Annotated in this window: 26 protein-coding genes; 17 read left to right on the top strand and 9 right to left on the bottom strand. The window is 66.9% G+C overall.

Features of this window, described 5'->3' with window-relative positions:
- The first annotated feature begins 29 nt into the window (after nt 1–29).
- The 8 genes from AZG88_RS04975 to AZG88_RS04940 are packed head-to-tail and all read left to right on the top strand — an operon-like array spanning nt 30 to nt 7,497.
- Nucleotides 30–554 (top strand): MSMEG_0572/Sll0783 family nitrogen starvation response protein, encoded by a 525-nt coding sequence (locus AZG88_RS04975; RefSeq protein WP_061040603.1) that lies wholly within the window; start codon nt 30–32, stop codon nt 552–554.
- Nucleotides 555–564: 10 nt separating this feature from the next.
- Complete coding sequence (locus AZG88_RS04970; RefSeq protein WP_061040604.1) at nt 565–1,623, top strand: MSMEG_0568 family radical SAM protein; 1,059 nt, start codon at nt 565–567, stop codon at nt 1,621–1,623.
- A gap of 1 nt (nt 1,624) precedes the next feature.
- Nucleotides 1,625–3,058 carry an MSMEG_0567/sll0787 family protein gene (locus AZG88_RS04965; protein ID WP_061040605.1) on the top strand — a complete coding sequence of 478 codons (1,434 nt, stop codon included), beginning with the start codon at nt 1,625–1,627 and terminating at the stop codon, nt 3,056–3,058.
- Nucleotides 3,055–4,011: a carbon-nitrogen hydrolase family protein gene (locus AZG88_RS04960; protein WP_061040606.1), complete on the top strand. Its 957-nt coding sequence runs from the start codon at nt 3,055–3,057 to the stop codon at nt 4,009–4,011. The genes AZG88_RS04965 and AZG88_RS04960 overlap by 4 nt, the downstream gene beginning before the upstream one ends.
- Nucleotides 4,004–4,309 (top strand): MSMEG_0570 family nitrogen starvation response protein, encoded by a 306-nt coding sequence (locus tag AZG88_RS04955; RefSeq protein WP_005249998.1) that lies wholly within the window; start codon nt 4,004–4,006, stop codon nt 4,307–4,309. Before AZG88_RS04960 ends, AZG88_RS04955 begins: the two co-directional genes overlap by 8 nt.
- Entirely contained in the window at nt 4,306–5,562 is a 1,257-nt protein-coding gene (locus AZG88_RS04950; RefSeq protein WP_005249997.1) for an MSMEG_0569 family flavin-dependent oxidoreductase, read from the top strand. The genes AZG88_RS04955 and AZG88_RS04950 overlap by 4 nt, the downstream gene beginning before the upstream one ends.
- Nucleotides 5,563–5,567: 5 nt before the next feature.
- Nucleotides 5,568–6,416, top strand: coding sequence for a carbon-nitrogen hydrolase family protein (locus AZG88_RS04945; protein WP_025433515.1), 849 nt, complete (start codon nt 5,568–5,570; stop codon nt 6,414–6,416).
- A 1-nt stretch (nt 6,417) separates the two neighbouring features.
- Complete coding sequence (locus tag AZG88_RS04940; RefSeq protein WP_061040607.1) at nt 6,418–7,497, top strand: MSMEG_0565 family glycosyltransferase; 1,080 nt, start codon at nt 6,418–6,420, stop codon at nt 7,495–7,497.
- Between the two features lies 1 nt (nt 7,498).
- Here AZG88_RS04940 and AZG88_RS04935 read toward each other — a convergent pair whose 3' ends face one another.
- Nucleotides 7,499–7,939 (bottom strand): Lrp/AsnC family transcriptional regulator, encoded by a 441-nt coding sequence (locus AZG88_RS04935; RefSeq protein WP_005254660.1) that lies wholly within the window; start codon nt 7,937–7,939, stop codon nt 7,499–7,501.
- 77 nt (nt 7,940–8,016) lie between these two features.
- On the opposite strand from AZG88_RS04935, the gene AZG88_RS04930 reads away from it, so the two are divergent.
- From AZG88_RS04930 to AZG88_RS04920, 3 genes are all read left to right on the top strand, one after another.
- Complete coding sequence (locus tag AZG88_RS04930) at nt 8,017–8,760, top strand: AzlC family ABC transporter permease (RefSeq protein ID WP_025433516.1); 744 nt, start codon at nt 8,017–8,019, stop codon at nt 8,758–8,760.
- The gene (locus tag AZG88_RS04925) at nt 8,753–9,082 is read left to right on the top strand and encodes a branched-chain amino acid transporter permease (RefSeq protein WP_005249992.1); all 330 of its coding nucleotides are present in this window, start codon (nt 8,753–8,755) and stop codon (nt 9,080–9,082) included. The genes AZG88_RS04930 and AZG88_RS04925 overlap by 8 nt, the downstream gene beginning before the upstream one ends.
- 87 nt (nt 9,083–9,169) lie before the next feature.
- Nucleotides 9,170–9,406, top strand: a complete 237-nt coding sequence (locus AZG88_RS04920; protein WP_005254663.1) for a hypothetical protein — start codon at nt 9,170–9,172, stop codon at nt 9,404–9,406.
- Between the two features lie 30 nt (nt 9,407–9,436).
- On the opposite strand, the gene AZG88_RS04915 is transcribed toward AZG88_RS04920, so the two are convergent.
- Nucleotides 9,437–10,567 carry a helix-turn-helix transcriptional regulator gene (locus tag AZG88_RS04915; RefSeq protein WP_061040617.1) on the bottom strand — a complete coding sequence of 377 codons (1,131 nt, stop codon included), beginning with the start codon at nt 10,565–10,567 and terminating at the stop codon, nt 9,437–9,439.
- A gap of 102 nt (nt 10,568–10,669) precedes the next feature.
- Between AZG88_RS04915 and AZG88_RS04910 the strand changes: the two genes are divergently transcribed.
- A complete protein-coding gene (locus AZG88_RS04910) occupies nt 10,670–11,140 on the top strand; it encodes a grhN (protein ID WP_231913823.1) in 471 nt (156 codons plus the stop codon).
- A gap of 11 nt (nt 11,141–11,151) precedes the next feature.
- The gene (locus AZG88_RS04905) at nt 11,152–11,955 is read left to right on the top strand and encodes an MBL fold metallo-hydrolase (protein WP_061040609.1); all 804 of its coding nucleotides are present in this window, start codon (nt 11,152–11,154) and stop codon (nt 11,953–11,955) included.
- 185 nt (nt 11,956–12,140) lie between these two features.
- Here AZG88_RS04905 and AZG88_RS04900 read toward each other — a convergent pair whose 3' ends face one another.
- The 6 genes from AZG88_RS04900 to AZG88_RS04875 all read right to left on the bottom strand — a co-directional run bounded on the left by AZG88_RS04900 (nt 12,141) and on the right by AZG88_RS04875 (nt 16,793).
- Nucleotides 12,141–12,788, bottom strand: a complete 648-nt coding sequence (locus AZG88_RS04900; protein ID WP_061040610.1) for a CG0192-related protein — start codon at nt 12,786–12,788, stop codon at nt 12,141–12,143.
- Between the two features lie 18 nt (nt 12,789–12,806).
- Nucleotides 12,807–13,331: a pyridoxamine 5'-phosphate oxidase family protein gene (locus AZG88_RS04895; RefSeq protein WP_005249986.1), complete on the bottom strand. Its 525-nt coding sequence runs from the start codon at nt 13,329–13,331 to the stop codon at nt 12,807–12,809.
- A 112-nt stretch (nt 13,332–13,443) separates the two neighbouring features.
- A complete protein-coding gene (locus AZG88_RS04890; protein WP_005249985.1) occupies nt 13,444–14,328 on the bottom strand; it encodes a hypothetical protein in 885 nt (294 codons plus the stop codon).
- Nucleotides 14,325–15,566, bottom strand: a complete 1,242-nt coding sequence (locus tag AZG88_RS04885; RefSeq protein ID WP_061040611.1) for an RNA polymerase sigma factor — start codon at nt 15,564–15,566, stop codon at nt 14,325–14,327. Before AZG88_RS04885 ends, AZG88_RS04890 begins: the two co-directional genes overlap by 4 nt.
- Nucleotides 15,563–15,940 carry a YciI family protein gene (locus tag AZG88_RS04880; RefSeq protein WP_005249983.1) on the bottom strand — a complete coding sequence of 126 codons (378 nt, stop codon included), beginning with the start codon at nt 15,938–15,940 and terminating at the stop codon, nt 15,563–15,565. The genes AZG88_RS04885 and AZG88_RS04880 overlap by 4 nt, the downstream gene beginning before the upstream one ends.
- A 145-nt stretch (nt 15,941–16,085) precedes the next feature.
- Nucleotides 16,086–16,793, bottom strand: a complete 708-nt coding sequence (locus tag AZG88_RS04875; RefSeq protein ID WP_061040612.1) for a TetR/AcrR family transcriptional regulator C-terminal domain-containing protein — start codon at nt 16,791–16,793, stop codon at nt 16,086–16,088.
- Nucleotides 16,794–16,880: 87 nt separating this feature from the next.
- Here AZG88_RS04875 and AZG88_RS04870 point away from each other — a divergent pair, with 87 nt between their 5' ends.
- The 3 genes from AZG88_RS04870 to AZG88_RS04865 are packed head-to-tail and all read left to right on the top strand — an operon-like array spanning nt 16,881 to nt 18,531.
- Nucleotides 16,881–17,075, top strand: coding sequence for a CsbD family protein (locus tag AZG88_RS04870; protein WP_005249981.1), 195 nt, complete (start codon nt 16,881–16,883; stop codon nt 17,073–17,075).
- Between the two features lie 55 nt (nt 17,076–17,130).
- Complete coding sequence (locus AZG88_RS52475) at nt 17,131–17,286, top strand: DUF6131 family protein (RefSeq protein ID WP_005249980.1); 156 nt, start codon at nt 17,131–17,133, stop codon at nt 17,284–17,286.
- A 42-nt stretch (nt 17,287–17,328) separates the two neighbouring features.
- Nucleotides 17,329–18,531, top strand: coding sequence for a fatty acid desaturase family protein (locus AZG88_RS04865; RefSeq protein WP_061040613.1), 1,203 nt, complete (start codon nt 17,329–17,331; stop codon nt 18,529–18,531).
- A 41-nt stretch (nt 18,532–18,572) separates the two neighbouring features.
- On the opposite strand, the gene AZG88_RS04860 is transcribed toward AZG88_RS04865, so the two are convergent.
- Nucleotides 18,573–18,812 (bottom strand): WhiB family transcriptional regulator, encoded by a 240-nt coding sequence (locus AZG88_RS04860; protein ID WP_269455026.1) that lies wholly within the window; start codon nt 18,810–18,812, stop codon nt 18,573–18,575.
- A gap of 365 nt (nt 18,813–19,177) precedes the next feature.
- Between AZG88_RS04860 and AZG88_RS04855 the strand changes: the two genes are divergently transcribed.
- Nucleotides 19,178–20,300 (top strand): acyl-CoA dehydrogenase family protein (locus AZG88_RS04855; protein WP_061697096.1); only part of this gene is annotated, 1,123 nt, incomplete at its 3' end.

The raw sequence follows: 20,300 nt of genomic DNA, 5'->3' as shown, positions 1-20,300 counted from the left end.
CCGCCCCCACGAACAACCAGGAGTCCCCTGTGACCGACATCGAGAACACCATCGCCGAGAACATCCAGAAGGCACTCGGCGAGATTCCCCACCCGGCACTGCCCAAGGGCACCAACCTCTACGGGTCGACGAAGATCTTCCCGGACTACAAGGCCGAGGACGGCGAGTCCTACTTCACGCTGGTGCACGGCATCGCGCACGAATCCTCCGTCAGCTTCGTCGCCGTCCTGCAGGCAACCCGCGCACTGCGCAAGGGTTTCGAGTCGGCGATCTATTTCTACGGCCCCGGCGCCCTCAACTGCCTTGCGACGCGCGGGTTTCCGACCACCGGAGACAACGGTTTCCCGGGCGAGCAGAACATCAACGACGCACTCGCGACCTTCATCTCCGAAGGTGGGACCGTCTTCGCGTGCCGCTTCGGCCTCGCGCTGCACGGCGGACGGGAAGAGGACCTGATCGAGGGCGTCGTGCCCGCACATCCCCTGGATGTGCAGGACGCCATCATCCACTACTCCCGCAAGGGCGCCATCATCAACTCCACATACATGGTCTGAGGTGTGAACCATGAGCGATCTCTCGACACGAGTTGACGTAGCAGTACGTGGAATTCGATCACTGAACGTCCCGGTCACCCGGACTTCCGGCGCCGGCCCCAGCGACGACGGTCATGTACTGATCGGCGGGATCGGCGGCGCCATCCCCATCCGGTCCGACAGCCCGTACGAAGTCAGTGGAAACCGTCTGCTGTTGAACGGCACCGACATGGGGGTGGAAATCGAGCCGGTCCGCCGGCCCCGCTTCTACGACCTCGATACCGCCGACGGAATCTCCTACGAGAAGATCGCCCGGCTGCACGGGACGAACGTCCTCGCCACGACCGTGGTCCAGACCTGCATTCGATACGACCCGGCACAGCGGTGCCGGTTCTGCTCGATCGAGGCATCCCTGCAGTCCGGCTCGACCATCGCGGTGAAGAAGCCCGAACAACTCGCCGAGGTCGCCGAAGCCGCCGTCCGCCTCGACGGCGTCACCCAGATGATCATGACCACGGGCACGTCGGCGGCCAAGGATCGCGGTGCCCGTCACCTGGCGCGATGCGTCGCGGCCGTCAAGGCGGTGGCCCCGAACCTCGCCATACAGGTGCAGTGCGAACCGCCCGGCGATCTCGCGACCATCGCGGATCTTCGGGACGCGGGGGCCGATTCCATCGGCATCCACGTGGAGTCCCTGGACGACGAGGTTCGGCGGCGCTGGATGCCCGGCAAGGCGACTGTTCCGCTGGACGAGTACCGGGCGGCGTGGCGCGAGGCGGTACGGGTTTTCGGACGGAATCAGGTGTCGACGTACCTGCTGGTCGGGCTGGGTGAAGATCCCGACGAATTGGTCGCGGGCGCAGCCGAACTGATCGACATGGGCGTCTACCCGTTCGTCGTCCCGTTCCGGCCGCTCGCCGGCACGCTGGCAGTCGAGGACGGGGCGCAGGCGCCGTCGCCGGCCCTGCTCGCCGACGTCACCTCGCGGGTGGCGAAGGAATTGCAGGCGGGCGGCATGCGCGGCGCCGACCAGAAGGCGGGCTGCGCCGCGTGTGGGGCCTGCAGCGTCCTTCAGAACGCAGGAGGCTGACATGTGGGACCTGCCGACCGCCGAGAGCACTCCTTCCGATTTCGCCGTCCTCACCGGGCCGTCGATTCAGGAGTCTCAGTGGAGTTTCCTCGTGCAACCCGCCACCGGTCGGGTGATGACCGAGGCGTACCGACGACTGCGGCGTGAGACGTTCGTCGTGGAACAGGGACTGTTCACCGCCAGCGACCGGGACGATGTCGACGACGATCCCCGAACCGTGGTGCTCGTGGCGATCAGCACCACGGGCGAGGTGCTCGGCGGTGTTCGCCTCGCCCCGATGACGGACGGCACCGACCTCGGGTGGTGGGCGGGAAGCCGCCTCGTGGTGGGTCGAAACGTGCGGAACAGCAGGGGAATCGGAAAGGCACTCGTGCGGGCCGCCTGCGCCCACGCCGAATCCCGCGGCGCGTTGCGGTTCGACGCCACCGTGCAGAGCCGAAACGAAACGATGTTCGCCCACCTGGGCTGGACGCGGCTGGGTGACGTCACGGTGGCGGGCGCGCCGCACGTGCACATGACGTGGCCGATCGATCGCGTCGAGCGTCTGGTCCAGAGCACGAAGTCGTGTCTGGCCCACACCCTGACACCCTTCGGGAAGCATGGTGATGCGCTCGGCGGCAGCGGGTTCCGCGGCGACGACGGCGCACCGGTACCGGGCAGCGACCTGATCGCGGCGTGTGACGCCATCCTGCCCGCCATGGTTCAGCGCGATCCCGAGTGGGCCGGATGGTGCGCCGCCCTCGTCAACCTCAACGATCTGTCGGCGATGGGTGCCGTCCCGGTCGGGATGCTCGACTCGGTCGGCGCACCGAACACCTCGATCCTGTCGAAGGTGATCCGTGGGCTCAGCCGGGCCGCGGAAGCGTGGGACGTACCGGTACTGGGCGGCCACACCCAGCTCGGTGTTCCCGCGGCGCTGTCGGTGACGGCGCTCGGACGCACCGCGGATCCGGTGCCCGCGGGTGGTGGCCGGGTCGGCGACGAGCTCACGCTGACAGCAGACCTGGACGGGCAGTGGCGGCCGGGATACACCGGACAGCAGTGGGATTCGACGTCCCATCGCAGCTCGGACGAACTGCGGGACATGGCCTCGTTCGTCGCCCGCACCCGCCCCGCCGCGGCGAAGGACATCAGCATGGCGGGGTTCGCCGGCACCACCGGGATGCTCGCCGAGGCGAGCGGACTCGGCGCCGTCCTCGACGCCGCATCGGTCCCCAGGCCGCCCGGAACGACGGCGGGTGACTGGATGACGTGCTTTCCCGGGTTCGCGATGATCACCGCCGATCGGCGGGGTAGCGCGCCGGCGCCCGCCGGACCGGCCACCTCGGCCGTCTGCGGGGAATTGACATACGAGCCGGGGGTCAGCCTTCGCTGGCCCGACGGCGTAACGACACGCGTGGTGCACTCCACGGTCACAGGATTGGGAAGAGCATGACTGACATCGGAATCTCCGTTGCGGCAACCGAGTTCGGCCGCGACATGGAACAGGCGTATCGCACGATCGGTGAACTGATCGAGCAGGCGCGGGCGGCCGGGAGTTCGCTACTCGTGCTTCCGGAGGCCTGCCTGGGCGGTTACCTCCCCAGCCTGGGCGGAGGCGACGAAACCGAGGAGCAGCGGCAGCGGCGGCTCCGTAGCCTCCCGCCCGCACTGGAATTGGACGGGCCCGAGATCCGGCGGGTCGTCGACATGGCCGGCGACCTGGTGATCACCCTCGGATTCTGCGAGGCCGACGGCGCCGACCGGTACAACGCCGCGGTGACGCTGCACGGTGACGGGATACTCGGCTCGTACCGCAAGGTGCACCAACCGCTGGGGGAGAACCTCTGCTACCGCGCCGGCGACAAGTACGAAGCGTTCGACACACCGGTCGGACGGATGGGCATGCAGATCTGTTACGACAAGGCCTTTCCCGAGGCCGCGAGGACGCTCGCCCTCGACGGCGCGGAGATCATCACGTCGCTGTCGGCGTGGCCCACCGCCCGCACCAACCGCGTCGAGAATCCCGAGGACGATCGGTGGAAGCAGAGATTCGACATCTACGACCGCGCGCGGGCCACGGAGAATCAGGTGGTCTGGGTGGCGTCGAATCAGGCGGGAACGTTCGGGTCGCTCCGGTTCGTGTGCAGCGCGAAGATCGTCGGCCCGGGCGGCGAGATCCTCGCCACCACAGGCGTGGAACCCGGCCTCGCCTCGGCCACGCTGGATGTGCAGGCCGAACTGGACGCGATTCGCAGCGGCGGGATGTACAACCTCCGGGACCGCCGGCCGGAACTGTACGGAGACGTCGTCGCGGAGAACCGGGTGAGCGGCACCCGGCTCGACGCGACGGCGCGACCGTCGTTCCTCCGCACCACGACAGCCGAACTGGAGTCCGTCGATGCCTGAGATGACGTTCACGGTGCGCTGGCCGGACGGAAGCACCCAGTCCTGCTACTCGCCGTCGCTGGTCATGCACGACCACCTGGTGGCCGGTGAGGACTACACGGTCGCCGATTTCCTCACACGCACCACGACGGCGCTCACCGAGGCCAGTGAGCGAGTCCGTGCCAAGTTCGGGATGTACTGCACGTCCGCTTCCGAGCAGATGCAGGAACTCGAACGCGCCGGCCGCACCCTCGACCCCCAATCCCTCGTCCGGGTCCTCGAGATGAACCCGGCTTCACTCCCCGGAGAGTCGCGATGACCGAACAACACACAGTCGTCGTGATCGGCGGCGGCCAGGCAGGCCTGTCGATCAGCTGGCATCTGGTGCAGCGTGGAATCGACCACGTGGTGCTCGAACGAGAGTCGATCGCACACGAGTGGCGCGACAGTCGCTGGGACAGCTTCACCCTCGTCACTCCGAACTGGCAGTGCACCCTTCCGGGATACAGCTACTCGGGCGGCGATCCCGACGGGTTCATGAACCGCGAGCAGACCTACCAGTTCGTGCGCGGGTACGCCGATACCTTCGATCCTCCTGTGCGCGAAGGCGTCACGGTGGTCGCCGTCCGACAGTCGGGTTCCGGAGGATTCGACGTGGACACGACGGAAGGCTCGATGCACGCCGACCACGTCGTCGTCGCGGCCGGCGGGTACCACACACCAGTCGTTCCCCGGTTCGCCGAACGGCTGCCCGCCGACATCACGCAATTGCACTCGTCGCAGTACCGGAGCGCCGGCGAACTGCCCGCGGGCGAGGTTCTCGTGGTGGGCAACGGCCAGTCCGGCGCCCAGATCGCGGAGGATCTCCATCTCGCGGGTCGCACCGTCCACCTCGTCACCGGTGGGGCGCCGCGCGTCGCGCGGTTCTACCGCGGCCGGGACTGCGTGGCCTGGCTGCACGACATGGGCACCTACGACGTCTCGATCGCCGATCACCCGGGCGGTCTGGGCAAGCGGGAGAACACCAACCACTACGTCACCGGCCGGGACGGTGGCCGCGACATCGACCTCCGTGCGTTCGCGCTCGCGGGAATGCGTCTCTACGGGCGGCTGCTCGACGTCGTGGACGGCACCCTGCGGTTCGCGCCCACCCTGGAGTCGTCGCTGGATGCTGCCGACGCCGTGAGCGAGAGCATCAAGGATTCCATCGACGCCTACATCGCCCGCGAGGGCATCGATGCGCCGCGCGAGGAACGGTACGTGCCGGTCTGGCGTCCCGAACGTGAGGTCACCGAATTGGAGCTGCCGACGTCGGGCATCACGTCGGTGGTGTGGTCCATCGGTTTCCGGACCGACTACCGGTGGCTCCGCGCGGGCGTGTTCGACGGTGAGGGCCATCCCACCCACAACCGCGGCGTCACCGCGGTGCCCGGGCTGTACTTCCTCGGCCTTCCGTGGCAGCACACGTGGGGTTCGGGACGGTTCGCGGGAGTGGCGCGGGACGCGGAGTATCTGGCGGACCGCCTCGAACTCGAAGCGGGTGTGTTGCCGGCGACGGCGACACTAGCCTGACGCTTATGGTGACGACACGGTTGGCAGCGTTGGCGGGGCACTTCGGCCGCGACATCGATCGCGCGCTCCTGAAGTTGCAGGCGCTGATCGAGAGTGCGACGAACGACGGGGTGGACCTGCTCGTCCTGCCCGACGCCTGCCTCGGCGGCTACATCTCTGATCTCCGGCGGCCGGACACGGAGGAGCTCCCGCCCGCGCTCGCCGCGGACAGCCCGGAGCTGAAGGCCGTCGCGAAGATGGCGGGCCGCATGACGGTCTGCATCGGGTACACGGAACTGTGCGACGGGGTGCGATACAACGCCGCCGCCTGCGTGACCGGCGACGGGGTGCTGGGCAGTCACCGCAAGGTGCATCAGCCGGCCGGGGAATCCCTGGCGTACGCAGCGGGTGACTCGTTCACCGCCTTCGACACACCGGTGGGCCGGATCGGGATGCTGATCGACTATGACAAGACGTTCCCGGAATCCGCCCGCACCCTCGCGCTCGACGGCGCGCGGATCATCGCCGCGTTGTCCGCGTGGCCGGCCAGCATCACGGACCGGGCGGCGCGCATGATGCAGGACAGGCAATCCCGCCTGTTCGATCTGTACGACTCGGCGCGGGCCGCCGAGAACCAGGTGGTCCTCGTGTCGTCCAACCAGACCGGAATCCAGGGTGGACTGCGATTCCTCGGTCAGGCCAAGGTGGTGGGCCCGGGCGGCGACGTGCTCGCGCGAACGGGGACGAAGGGCGGCCTCGCCGTCGCCGAACTCGACGTCGACTACGAGGTGAATCGGGCCAGGAAGGTGCTGCGGCACCTGGAGGAACGCCGCATCGACAGCTACCGGAGACTGCTGGACCGAGGAGAACACTGACGTGCGGATCGCTCTGCTGACCTATTCGACCAAACCCCGCGGGGGAGTCGTGCACACGCTGGCGTTGGCCGAGGCCCTCGCCCGGCAGGGCGCGGACGTGACGGTCTGGACCCTGGGCAGGCACGGCGACGCCGCTTTCTTCCGTCCGGTCGACCCGACTGTCACCGTGCGGGTGGTGCCGTTCGCACACGTCGACGACGAGACCGTCGGTGAGCGGATCCTCCGATCCATCGAGACGATGCGCGCCGCCTTCCCACCGGCGGCCTATGACATCGTCCACGCGCAGGACTGCATCAGTGCCAACGCGGTCGGGCGGTGCGTGCGAACCGTCCACCACCTCGACCAGTTCACGACGCCCGCGCTGGCCGCCTGCCACGAGCGCGCGATCGTGGATCCGTACGCGCGGATCTGCGTGTCCGCCGCCGTCGCCGCGGAGGTCTCCGCCGGGTGGGGTCTCGATTGCGCCGTCATTCCGAACGGCGTGGACGCCGCCCGATTCGAGGACGCACGCGAGGACACCGGGCGCCGCCGCAGGTGGGCCGATGAATTGGGCGACTACGTGTTGGCGGTCGGCGGTATCGAACCGCGCAAGGGCAGCATCGACCTGGTGGAGTCGTTCGCGCTGGTCGTGAAGGAGCAACCGGACCTGCGGCTGGTGTTCGCCGGCGGCGAGACCCTGTTCGACTACCGGGGGTACCGGGACGAGTTCGACCGGCGGGCCGCAGAGCTGGGTGTGACACCGACCATTCTCGGAACGATCGACGACGCCGAACTCCCCTCGCTGGTGGCCCAGGCGCGCTCGTTCGCCTTCCTCTCCACCAAGGAAGGATTCGGGCTGGCCGCGATGGAAGCCCTGGCGGCGGGCGTTCCCGTCGTCGCACGCGACCTGCCGGTCCTGCGGGAGGTCTTTCGCGGGACGGTCCGGTACGCGTCCACCCACGAGGAGATGGCACGCGCCCTGACCGAACCTGCCGACGGCGCCTCCCTCGACGAGGGACGCGCCTTCGCTCGCTCACATCGATGGGACGACGTCGCGCAGAAACATCTCGAGTTCTACCGAGAGGTCGCGGCGCACCGCTGACTCAGTCGGCGCTCTTGATGGTCTTCATCGTGATCAACGAGGTGACCCGCGACACCGCCGGGAGCCCGCTGAGCTTGGTGGCCATGAAGTTCTCGTACGTCGCGAGGTCGCGGACCGCCACCCGGATGAAGTAGTCGGGGATCCCGAACAGCCTCCGGCATTCGATCACTTCGTCGAAGGCGGCGACCCGGGACTCGAACTGCTCGATGGTCGCCTGGTCGTTCACACCGATCTCGGCGGTGACGATCACCTGGAAACCCCGATCGAGCGCTTCCTGGCTGACGATGGCGCGGTAGCCGGTGATGACTCCGTCCGCCTCGAGCTTCTTGACCCTGCGCAGGCACGGGGACGGAGTCAGACCCACCAGATCCGCCAATTCCGTGTTGGTCAGACTGGAGTCATTCCGCAGGTGGTCCAGAATTGCGTGATCGATGTCATCCATTGAACTATTATTGCGCAGAGTGCGAAAAATGGGCATTTGCCCGCAATCGTGCACCGGGATAGTTGCTATAGATTTGCGTGGTGATCGATCCAGCATCCCTCTCGACGACCGCAGTCGTCGACTCCGACCCCCGGCAGCCCCCGGAGTGGCGTCGCGCCCTGCAGGCGTCCCTCCCCGTCGGGATCGGGCTGGTTCCGCTGGGGATCGCCCTCGGGGTGCTCGTCGTCCAGCAGGGATTCAACCCGTGGTGGGCGATGGTCTTCACCTCGCTGATCTACGCCGGTTCCCTCGAATTCATCGCGGTCGGCATGGTGGCGGCGATGACGCCGCTCCCGTACATCGCGCTGACCGCGTTGCTGGTGAACTTCCGGCACGTGTTCTACGCCTTGAGCTTTCCCCTCGACAGGGTGAAGGGCCGGCTCGCCCGCTTCTACAGCATGTTCGCGCTGACCGACGAGGCGTACGCCATGACGGTCACCGGCGACCGGAAGTCGATGTCCGGCCGGGTCATCGTGTACTCGCAGTTGTATCTCCACGCGTACTGGATCGGTGGAGCGATGCTCGGAGCGACCGCGGCGCAATGGATCCCGGAGAACATCGTCGGCCTCGACTTCGCGCTGACCGCTCTGTTCGTCGTGCTGTCCATCGAGGCCATCAGGTCCCAGAGCGGTTTCGCGGTGCCCTCGATGGCCGTGATGTGCGCGCTGATCGCGCGACTCGTCGACCCCGGACACATGCTGCCGATAGCGATGGGCGCCTTCGTGAGCCTGCTCGTCGTCCGCTATTTCCTCGCCCGGCGAAAGGTGCGCACCGATGCCTGACGCCGGTTACATCCTCGCGGCCATCGCGATCATGGCGATCGTCACGTTCGCCCTGCGCGCCGTCCCCTTCGCGATCGTCATGCCGTTGCGCTCGTCCGCGCTCGTCGGCTATCTGGGTGTCTACCTGCCGGCCGGGATCATGCTGATCCTGGTGGCGTACTCGCTGAAGAACGTCTCCGTCACCGCCCCGTCGCACGGGATCCCCGAACTGATCGCGGTGGGTGCGACGGCCGCGGTGCACCTGTGGCGCAAGAATGCGGTGCTCTCGATCGTCGTCGGAACCGGGCTGTATGTCGTCCTGATGAACTGGGTATTCGCCTGAGCCCGGCGCGCCTCACGTTTACGATGCAACCACACGGGTAGGCAGGAACCACAAGACAGTCGGCCGTTTCTCGGGAAGGACGCACTGATGAGCGAACAAGATGCACGTTCGGTGACGGGTGTTCGGGACAAGGACTACAACCTGATTTGGTTCGTCGAAGCGTCACTGAGCAACGCTCTGCGTCTCGAGGGTTACATTTCGGACGCCGACATGGACGGCGACGCCGAGTTGGCCGACTTCTTCCGCCGCGCCCAAGCCGTGAGCCGGAAGGGTGGCGATCTGGGCAAGGCCATGCTGGCCGCCCGCCTGAAGAAGGAACAGTAGGCCTCCGCCCCTACTGGCCCGGATCGGAACTCAACTGCTCTGCGTCGGCCAGGGACCGCCGCGGACAGGCCTGCCCGCGGCGGTCCGTTTTTCGTTGTCGCGGAACCGCGGCTCGTAGTGATGGAAGAACACCTTGCCGACCAGGTCGCGTCGGCTGTGCACGCCGGTCTTGTCGAAGATGCTCTTCAGATGTTGCTGCACGGTCTGTGCCGACACGTGTAGTTCGGCGGAGATCTGCGAAGTCGACGCCCCTTGCAACACCATCGACGTGACCTCCTTCTCGCGCTCGGTCAGCCCGTACGCCGACATCAGCAGCGGATACAGACGGCTCGGATGCGCCGGCTCCACGATCACCGCGATCCGCCGCCTGCCCGTCGACGTCAGGCATGCCCCGTGCAGCACCAACCACGCCCCCGACCGCGACAGCACCCGCGAGATGGCCACGTCGCCCAGCCGGTCGCGGTCTTCCACACACCGCAACACACGACCGGCGAGACTGATCACCGCGGCCGGCAACTCCCCCCGATCCCAGTCCCCGCCCGGCAGATCCACCATCCACCGGTCGACCCCGGGCGTCGCGGATTCGATGTTCCAGTTCTCGTCGAGGACGAGCAGACCCGGCGAATCGGCATACTCCGGTTCCTCGGCCTGCCCGCACAGCAGTGCGCGGCGGGCACCGCCCGCGAGGACCGGCGCGATCTCCTGCACGAACGACTTCTCGGTTTCCGAGAACATCGGCATCCCCTCGTCGCGATAGAGGCTCAGCGCTCCCCAGGTTTCTCCCGAGCGCGTGCGTAACCGCGCAATCAACTCCTGGTCGCCGCCGAGTGTCCGGTTCCGGCGCCAGCGCGGACTTCCCGACGGATCGCCGTGCGCGGCTTCGTGCAACGTGGAAATCCCTTCGGCGGACCGCATTACGTCGGGGACGGACTGAACGTCGTCCTCGTAGTACTCGGCGGCCAGCCATTCTCCGGGAAATTCGTCCATGCCGAAGTGATAGTGACTGGTCATCAGCATGGACACGGGGTCGAGGGTGAACCAGCACGGCGTCCAGTAGTAGGGGACGACACCGGCGACGACGTCCGATGCGTCCCGCCACAGCGACACCAGGCCGCGGGGTGCGGCGCACAATCGTGCGACCTTGTCTGCCGCGCACTGCACGGAATCCACGCTCACGAGTCAAGCGTACGAGCGCGGATCGGCGCCGGAAATACCAGAATTGTGGAATGGTGCGCCCGCTCCACCGCTCCTAGCGTCGGTGACATGTCCAAAACCGATACCGCAAATGTGCGGCTGAACCCGCCGCCACCCCAATTGATGCGGCTGGTCAACCCGTTGGTCCGGCGGGTCCTCACGACCCGGTCACTGGGGCGGCGCATCCGGCGCCAAGGACTGATCGAGTTCACCGGCCGTCGTACCGGGCGCACCCTGCGAGTGCCGGTATGCCTGCACGACGTCGACGGTCAGACGCTCGTCTTCACCGAGCGTCCGTGGCGGCGCAACTTCGCCGGCGGCGCACTCGTGACGGTCACCCACCGGGGCCGTGTCCGCCGGGGCTGGGCCCTGCTACTCGAGGCCACCCCCGCCGAGGCAGGCGCCGCATTCCGTGCCGCGCTCGACAACGGGGCCACCCCGTTCGAACTGGGCCTGAAGGTCCCGCGGGGATACGAGCCGACCGAAGCCGAACTGGCAACGATCGCCCGGTCGCTGATCCGCGTCGACTACGACGACTGAGGAGAGTTCCCATGCGTATCAACAGAATCCGACGCGACATCACGGTACTCGGCGACGAACTGGAAGTACCGGGGATCGGGCACCTACCGGTGAACGCATACGTTCTCCACGCCGCCGAACCCGTCGTCGTCGACACCGGACTCAGCCTGCCCGGACGCGGCTTCATGGACGCCCTGGGATCGGTGCTCGACCCCGCGGACGTCGAGTGGATCTGGCTGACGCATCCGGACCGCGATCACACCGGCGCGTTGTTCGACCTGCTCGACGCGGCGCCGCGCGCCCGCCTGATCACGACGTTCGCGGGCGTAGGCATCATGTCCTGCGCGCGGCCCGTCCCGATGGACCGGGTCTACCTGCTCAATCCAGGTCAATCCCTCGACGTCGGCGATCACACACTGACGGCGCTGCGGCCCCCGCTGTTCGACAATCCCAGCACCGTCGGCTTCTACGACGACCGCAGCGAGGCCTGCTTCTCGTCGGATTGCTTCGGAGCGCCGATGGAGACCGCCGAACTCGCCACCGCCAACGACGTCGGGTACTCCGCACCCAGCGCCGTCCGTGCCGCGCAGCACCTGTGGGCCACCGTCGACAGTCCCTGGGTGCACCTGGTGGACGAGGCGAAATTCCTGCGCACCGTCGCCGCGGTCCGGGCGCTCGACCCGCGATGGATCCTCAGCACCCACCTCCCCCCGGCGGACGGACGCACCGCCGAGTTTCTGGACATGCTCGCCGAGGCACCGAAGTCAGACCCCTTCATCGGGCCCGACCAGGCCGCACTCGAGCAGATGCTGGCCGGATTCGAGCCTGTCGGGTGAGGTCCAGGGCAGAAAAAAGCCGCCGACACCAAAATGGTGCCGACGGCCTCTGCGACGGTGCCGTCATATCGCCTCTCGGCAAGTGGTCGCTCTCGGCGACAATTTTAATGTGGTACCCGGGGTATGTCCGACACCGTCGACGGGTTCAACTGTACCGTCCTCGGAGATATTCCGCCTCTCCCGCGTCACACGTCGTGGTCAGCTGTCGGATGCGCGATCGCGAGCAGCGCCGGCGCACCTCGGCCCGGCCAGGTGCCCTCCAGAGTGTGCGAGCCGAGGTCCGCGACCCGATCCGGATCGATCACCCGGAACACCCGCATGCCGATCGCGGCCGTCGTGATGACAGTGGTCGCTCCCTCATTCGTACAGGTCACGGCACCGACGACCGGCACGGTCGAGCCCGGTGAGCCGCTACCCGACACCCTGGTGGTCACCTCTCGGCGCTCGGCGGGTGCGGCGAACTGGAGTTCCGCCTCGGTTCCTCCCGTCAGGATGGCGGTCGCGAGCGCACTCGCGTACACCGGGTCGGCGCAGGCGTCGTAGACCCAGCGCTCACCCAGCACGGAATGGTGCATCGTGGTGATCAACGACGCCTCCGCACCGGCCATCGGGGCACCGCGGTACGTCACCGGCACCTGCACGACCTGCCCGTCCGCCGTCCGGACCAGGTGGGTTTCGATGCCGACCTCCCCGGCCGGATCGTCGAACCGGTACGCACCGACGACCCCGAGGGACGACGCGTCGGCGGAACCGATCCAGGACTGGCGAGGAACCCAGTCACCGAGCATCTCGGCCTTGGACGGAGACAGTTGAGCGTGATGGATGAGAGCCACACGGCCGACGGTACCGCCTCACCCGGCAACCGGTGCCGCGCCGAGACCGGCGGCGTAGACGGTCATCCAGTGCGGATGCAGCCGGTAGTAGACCACGTCGTTGTCCCAGTCGAAGAAGTCTTCGCCGTAGAAGCTTTTGAAGTAGGCGAGCAGGTCCGGCCAGTCCGCGGCCGGCTCGCCGTCCCGGGGGTTGAGGATCTCAACCGTGCCGTGCGTGAACACGCCCAGGTCCTCACCCCGCATGTGCGCGGCGCTGGCGGCCGGCCGGGCAGCGAGGTGGCGGGCCTTGGCCGCGCCGCGCGCCGTGCCGAAATGCCACTTTCCGTGCAGGAAGTGCCCGTCCACACCACTGATCCGCGGTTCGCCCTTGGCCGTGACGGTGGACAAGGCGAGGGTGCACATGCCGGTGACGATCTGGGTGAGCTGCTCTGCGGTCAGGGTGCTCTCGGTGTTGATGATCGAACGCAGATGTGCGGTGGAGCGGGACAGGGAGGCGTCGAGGAGGGTCTGGAGCTCTTCGAGCTCTTCTCGTGTTTCGCGCATGGAGGTCCTTGTCTGTGTCGATGTCGATCCGGGCCCGGCGCCGAACGGTGAAACCATGCTCGCAAAGAGACCCTGACATCCTGTGTCAGGTTTTTCCGTCGATCTGCTCGATTCAGCTCGTGGACGTGTGTCCCAGTGCGGACATTCCGGCATCGAAACTCTCCAGGGCCGCGCCGACCGCCGCGGCGACGGTGACCTCGAAGACCTGATCCTCGGTGGGTCCGGCGGCGAGGAGCCGGCCGATGTCGGTGTCGGTGATCGCGTAGGAGGCGTCGCGGACCATCGCGGCGTAGGCCTGCCACGGTTCTGGAAGCGGGTCACCGGCCGCGGCGGCGGTGCGCAGGCCCGGGTCGGTGACGGCGGGCCGGTTCAACACCGAGTGGCGGAGGTTGGCCACGACATCGTCACTGTCGTCGGGTTTCTCGCCGTCTGCGAGCAGGAAGCCGGGAAAGCGGTAGCCGAAACGGTGCAGGGAGCGGGTACCGCTGTGCAACTGGCCTTCTCGGAGGGTGAAGCCGAACGCGTTGGCAAGGCGGTTGACGATGTTCCACACCAGGTTGACACGCAATGCTTCCCGAAGCGCCTGTTCGGGCAGGTCGGCAACTCCGGCGATGTCGGCGCGCTCCGGCGTGCGAGTGATCGTGTCGAGGAACTCGCGGACGGCGCTCAGTGGGGGCCGTGCCGACGCGGGATCATCCGGGTCGATCTCGCCGTGGCCCGCGATGCGGGTGAGCTCGGCGTGCGTGTCGATGCAGAACGGGCAGCGGTGCAACTGCGCGGTGCACATCGCGAGGTACTCCCGTTCCGCGGCGGTCCAGTACGACTGCCCGCGCATCGCGTCGGCGGTGAGTTCCAACAGCGGACGGGTGAGGAAGCCCGGCCGGTACAGCAGGAGCTTCACGATGTCGGGGCTGTCCACACGCGACATGGTGGACGTGAGCATGAGGAACAACTTGGTGCGTCGGGTGTGGCCGTGGTCGAGAATCGACAGTCTCATGAGGACTCCGTCAGGTCGAGTTCGAGCAGACGCTGGGCGAGGAATCGCCGGTCTGCGGGATTGTCGGCGAGTTCGTGTGCCCGCCGGTAGGCGATTGCCGCATCGGTGGTGCGGCCGAGGCGGCGCAGCAGGTCGGCTCGTGCCGCGTGCAGCAGGTGGTAGCGGTCGATCCCGTCGATTCCGTCGATCAGTGCGAGCCCTTCTTCCGGGCCGCCCGTCATGGCCCTGGCCACGGCGTGGTTCAACGCCACCACCGGTGACGGATCGACAGCGAGCAATTGGGTGTAGAGGGCGGCGATGCCCGGCCAGTCCGTGTGATCAGCCGAAGCGGCCTGGGCGTGCAAGGCGGCGATCGCGGCCTGCAGCTGATACGGACCCGGTCTGCCGAGGCGTAGTGCCCGGTCCAGGACGCCGATCGCTTCGATGATCTCGGCGCGATCCCAGCGTGAGCGGTCCTGCTCCGACAGCAGCACCACATCACCGGCGCGGTCGTAGCGGGCGGCGCGCCGCGAGTGCTGCAGCAGCAACAATGCGACCAGTCCGAGCGCTTCGGGTTCGTCGGGCATGAGGGTGGCGACGAGCTTGGCGAGCCTGATCGCTTCCTCGCACAGCGTGCTCTGTTCGAACTGCTCAGGGGCGGCGGCGTAGCCCTTGGTGAAGATCAGGTACACGACCGCGAGAACGCCGGAAACCCGCTCGGGCAGTTGGTGATCGGCGGGGACTTCCAGACTGATGGCGGCGTCGCGGATCTTGCGTTTCGCCCGCACCAACCGCTGCGCCAGCGTCGACTCGCCGATCAGGAACATGCGGGCGATCTGTCCTGCGGTCAGCCCGGCCACGGCCTGCAGGGTCAGGGCGACCCGCGCGTCCTCGGCGAGAGCGGGGTGGCAGCACGCGAAGATCAGGCTCAGGCGCTCGTCACCCATGCGCAGCAGGCTGTCCTCCCCACTGTCGGTCATCGCCGTCACCACCCTGGACTGTTCACCGACCTGGGCGAGCTTCTCCCGGCCGAGCCGGGCCCGCCGCAGCCGGTCGATCGCGCTGTTGCGGGCCGCCGTGAGCAGCCAGGCCACGGGGTCGCTCGGAACGGTGTCGCCCCACTTGCGCAACGCGAGTGCGCACGCATCCTGCAGCGCATCCTCGGCGAGTTCGAAGTCACCGAGCACGTGGATCAGGGCTGCGAGCATCCGGGCCCGGTGCTCCCGGTACACCTGCTGCAGCCCCGGTTCGACGTTCATTCGCCGCCGGCCGTCACATTCGCCGGACGGTGGTCCAGGCCCGGCACATCGACGATGGGCCGCACCTCGATCGACCCCAGCTCGGCCAACGGGCACAGCGCGGCCAGCTCCAGGGCTTCGTCGAGATTGCGGCAGTCGAGGACATAGGCGCCGCCGAGGTGTTCGTGGGTTTCGGCGAACGGGCCGTCGGTGATCAGCGTCCGACCGTCTCGAACGCTGACGGTGGTGGCGGTGCGTTCCGGCTGCAGCGGGTGCCCGGAGACGAAGACGCCGCGGCGGCGGCACTCGTCGGCGAATGCATTCACCCGGGCCAGCGCCTCGGCGAAACCCGGATCGCCCGGTTCGGGCCGCTCACAGTTGTAGATCAACAGCATGTACTGCACAGGTCGCTCCTCTCACCCGTAACAAATCGGCTGTAGAGAATGACGAACGAGCCATCCCTATCTCGACTCTTCGGCCCGATCGGTTTCGATATCGGCGCCATCGGCCCGCCCAAGTCGATGTTCCAGCGCTCTCACATCACCGGCCTGGAGAATGGCCGGGCTGCGTCAGCGTCGCGGTCAGACCCGCGAGGAGGATGTCGACTCCGCGTTCGAGTTCGGCGGCGCCGTCGTAGGACGCCAGGACCGGCGCCAGACCCCGGAGTAAGGGAAACTCGCCGAGCGGCAGGCGGTGAAGGCCGAGGCGCAGAAGGTCGTCGGACTCGTCGGGACGCTCGACGAGTTCCTGCAACTCGTTGAGGACGTGGCCGTAGAGGAAGCCGAACAACGCCCGATAGACGTGCAAGGCATCGGCATCGGTGAAACCCGCCTTGGTGAGCAGGGCCAGGATGTTCTCGAGGGGACGCAGGGTGCCGAGCGGCCTGAGCCCGAGCGGCGTCGACAGCGGCCGGGTGACCAGTAGCGGTACCACCTGGGGATGGGCGACGGCCAACCGGCGGAACCCCCGCGCGACCTGCCGTAGCTGGGTGGCCCAGTCGCCGTCGTCGGTGTCGACCTCGAGTTCTTCGAGGACGAGCTCGGCGACCCCGTCGAGCAGCGCGGCCTTGTTCGGGGCGTGGCGGTACAGGGTCATCGGGTCGCGGCCGAGTGCCTTACCGAGGCGGCGCATGGACAGCCCGTCGATTCCGTCTCGGTCGATGATCTCGAGCGCGCACTCGAGAATCCGCTCACGGGTGATCGGGCCACCGTCGGAGTGGATCGAACGACGCTCGGGCACCTTCGCCATCACGACACCTTCCCTCATTTCCAACTGTAGGCCTAAACCGTAGATCTACAGTGTTGACATGAGGTCGCATCCGGCGTTGACTTGGTTATGAGCATCGGAAAGAAGCTTCGACACAAGGCTGAAACCGCTGAAGGCGCCGCCAAGAAGACCGTCGGGAAGGCGCTCGGAAACGAGCGCATGGAGGCCGAGGGACGCTCACAGGAAGCCAAGGGCAAGATGAAGCAAGCCGGCGACCAGGTCAAGCAGGCAGGGCAGAAGATCAAGAACATTTTCAAACACTGACCCGCACTGCACACCCGCCCGGCACTCAACCCCGTCCCGAAATCAGGCCATTATCATGATCATTCTCGGAATCATCCTCGCCATCGTCGGCTTGGTCCTCAGCGTCCCAGTGCTCCTGTACATCGGGATAGCGCTCATCATCATCGGAGTGGTCCTCGAGGTCATGGGCATGGCCGGGCACGCGGTCGCGGGCAGACGCCACTACTACTGACGCACAGCCGATCCGGGGTGGTTCCGGAAACTGGAGTCGACCATGGCGATATCCGACATCAAGGAATACGCGCACCTCACCGCAGAGGACGTCGAGGCGCTCAGCGTCGAACTCGACGCCATCAGGCGGGACATCACCGATTCACTCGGCGAGCGAGACGCCACCTACATCCACCGAACGATCGCCTTCCAGCGCGGGCTGGATGCCGCTGCGCGGCTGGTGATCCACGCAAGCCGGACGCGAGTCGGGTGGGTCCTCGGGACCACGGCTCTCGCTGTGGCCAAAAGTGTGGAGAACATGGAGATCGGGCACAACGTGTCCCACGGCCAGTGGGACTGGATGAACGACCCGGAAATCCACTCCAGCACGTGGGAATGGGACATGGCGGGCCTGTCGTCCCAGTGGCAGTACTCCCACAACTATCGCCACCACGTGTTCAGCAACGTGATCGGGATGGACGACGACCTCGGATTCGGCGTCATCCGCATCACCCGCGACCAGCCGTGGAAACCGGACAACCTTCTGCAACCGCTGCGGAACCTGTTGTTGGCGGCCACGTTCGAATGGGGCATCGCCCTGCACGGGTTGTATTCCGAGCAGGAGCGCGCCGGCACCGCCGCCGAGAAGTCCGGCCACACCCGAGCACTGATCGGCAAGATCGTCCGGCAGACCGGCAAGGATTACGTCCTCTTTCCCGCGCTCAGCGGGCGGCGGTGGCGACGGACGCTGAAGGCGAACCTCGCGGCCAACCTGCTGCGAAACCTGTGGGCGTACGTCGTGATCTTCTGCGGTCACTTCCCGGACGGCGCCGAGAAGTTCACCCCCGCCGAACTGGAAAACGAGACCCGGGCGGAATGGTATCTACGGCAGATGCTCGGTACCGCCAACTTCCGAGCCGGCGCCGTGCTGGCATTCCTCAGCGGCAACCTCTGCTACCAGATCGAGCACCACCTGTTCCCGGACCTCCCCAGCAATCGGTACCCGGAAATCGCGATGCGGGTCCGCGCACTGTGCGAGAAGTACGATCTGCCCTACACCACCGGTTCGCTTGCCAAGCAATACCTTTTGACCCTGCGCACCATCCACAAGCTGGCACTCCCGGACCGGTTTCTGTCCGCGACCGCCGACGATGCTCCCGAGACCGCGTCCGAACTGAAATTCCGCACAGCACCCACCACGCCCGTCGCCGGAGGCACCGGACGGCGCGTGGGACTACGAACCGCGCTGCGCGCTTACCAGCATTGAGCCGTTACGCGGCGAGCGGGGACGCCGCGGGCATCCCGCAGTCATGAGCGGTATCGACCGAGTCGTGGTGGTCGAAGATACCGGCGGTCCTTCTCCGTCGTGCCGCCCCAGACGCCGAATTGTTCACCGGTGATCAGTGCGTGATTTCGGCACTCTGTCCGGACCGGGCAGGGCTCGCAGACATGCTTTGCGGCTCGTTCTCGACGAATGCGTGCGCCCTGCCCTTCGCCCTCGTACGGGAAGAAGAGCTCGGCGTCCATGGACCGGCATCGCGCGTGCATCCGCCAATCCCAGTCCGACACGGAGAGTGCGACCTGCTGGAGTTCGAACCTGCGCTGAGACATCCTGCTCGCCTCTTTCGTGAGAAACGGTATTCGCTCGACGGGAGGTCGTGGTGATCGATGGGGCACTTTCCGGCCATTCACTCTGTGAAGGGACTGTAAATACGGCCATTAGGTCCATCGGCCCTTCCGATCGCGCTCTGAGCCCTTGAACAGCATAGATAGGAACTATCCGGACCAAATGGTGGCACCGGATGTGCATGGATGTCAACGCCCACCCTTGACGAATACGTACATAACCGAAGATATGGCCGTACAAATCACCGGGCCACTAGGGCCCCTCGCGCCGATTCGGGAGAAGTGCAATGAGCTACAGGCTGAACGAGGAAGAGACCTTCCTGGTCGAGACGGTCCGCGAGTTCGTCGACCGCGAGGTCAAGCCGTCGGTGCAGGAGGTCGAGCACGCCAACGAGTACCCCGAGAAGTGGATCGCGCAGATGAAGGAGATCGGGATCTACGGTCTGGCGGTCCCCGAGGAGTACGGCGGATCACCGGTGTCGATGCCCTGTTACGCGCAGGTCACCGAGGAACTCGCACGTGGCTGGATGAGCCTGGCGGGGGCGATGGGCGGTCACACCGTCGTCGCGAAGCTGCTGTCGCTGTACGGCACCGAGGAGCAGAAGCAGCAGTACCTGCCGAAGATGGCGACCGGCGAGATCCGGGCCACCATGGCGCTGACCGAACCCGGTGGCGGTTCCGACCTGCAGGCCATGTCCACCAACGCCAAGACCGACGGCGAAGACCTCGTCATCACCGGATCGAAGACGTGGATCTCCAACGCCCGCCGATCCGGCCTGATCGCGCTGCTGTGCAAGACGGACCCGAGCGCGACCCCCAAGCACAAGGGCATTTCGATCGTCCTGGTCGAACACGGCCCCGGTCTGACGGTGTCCCGAGATCTGCCCAAGCTCGGCTACAAGGGCGTCGAGACGTGTGAGCTGTCTTTCGACGGTTACCGCACCCCCGCCACGGCGATCCTCGGCGGCACCCCGGGCAAGGGGTTCGCGCAGATGATGAAGGGCCTGGAGACCGGCCGCATCCAGGTGGCCTGCCGGGCGCTGGGCGTGGCCACGGCGGCGCTCGAGGACTCCCTCGCGTACGCGCAGCAGCGGGAGAGCTTCGGCAAGCCGATCTGGAAGCACCAGTCGATCGGCAACTACCTGGCCGACATGGCAACCAAGCTGACCGCGGCACGGCAACTCACCCGACATGCCGCCGAGCAGTACGACAGCGGCGACCGGTGCGACATGGAGGCCGGAATGGCCAAGCTGTACGCGTCCGAGGTCGCGATGGACATCGCCCTCAACGCGGTGCGCATCCACGGAGGTTACGGCTATTCCACCGAGTACGACGTCGAGCGGTACTTCCGCGACGCCCCGCTGATGATCGTCGGCGAGGGCACCAACGAGATCCAGCGCAACGTCATCG

Source organism: Rhodococcus sp. LB1, from assembly GCF_001583455.1.
Lineage (GTDB): Bacteria > Actinomycetota > Actinomycetes > Mycobacteriales > Mycobacteriaceae > Rhodococcus_F > Rhodococcus_F opacus.
Note: the sequence above shows the minus strand (reverse complement) of the source record. Positions and strands in the feature narration are given on the sequence as shown.